Origin of the sequence: Corallococcus sp. CA054B (assembly GCF_003611625.1) — a bacterium.
GTDB lineage: Bacteria > Myxococcota > Myxococcia > Myxococcales > Myxococcaceae > Corallococcus > Corallococcus coralloides.
In genome coordinates this window covers 1-608 of sequence record NZ_RAVY01000415.1, presented here as the reverse complement: position 1 = coordinate 608, position 608 = coordinate 1, and the positions used below count along the sequence as shown (strand labels likewise).

The 608-nt window shown below is 64.6% G+C and carries 1 protein-coding gene; it reads left to right on the top strand.

Going from position 1 to position 608, the window contains the following annotated elements:
• Positions 1 to 74: 74 nt before the first annotated feature.
• Positions 75 to 608: HD domain-containing protein (locus tag D7V80_RS41095; protein WP_147447409.1), on the top strand; the 534-nt coding region annotated here is incomplete at its 3' end.

The window sequence follows — 608 nt, the reverse complement described above, 5'->3', positions numbered from 1 at the left end:
CCCGGCGGGGCACGCGATGTTCCAGGGTAACGTTGCCCCTGCTGTTTGAGGCAGTTACGATTGTCACCGCCTCGATGATTCGCCTGAACGACATCCTGCAGCGGGTTGCGTCGTACCACCCGGACCCCGACCTGGACATCATCAAGAAGGCGTACGTCTACTCGGCCAAGGTCCATCAGGGGCAACTCCGCAAGTCGGGAGAGCCCTACCTCATCCACCCGCTGGAGGTGGCGGGCATCCTGGCGGAGCTGAAGCTGGACGAAGCGTCCATCGTCACCGGCCTGCTCCACGACACCATCGAGGACACGCTCGCCACCGCGGAGGAGCTCACGGAGCTCTTCGGCCCGGAGGTCGCCCAGCTGGTGGACGGCGTGACGAAGCTGTCCAAGTTCTCCGCGTCCGCGACGCTCTCCCAGGAGGAGAAGCAGGCGGAGAACTTCCGCAAGATGATCATCGCGATGGCGCAGGACATCCGCGTCATCCTCGTGAAGCTGGCGGACCGCACGCACAACATGCGGACGCTGGATCACATGTCCGAGGAGAAGCAGGCCCGCATCGGACAGGAGACGCTGGACATCTACGCGCCCCTGGCCAACCGGCTGGGCATC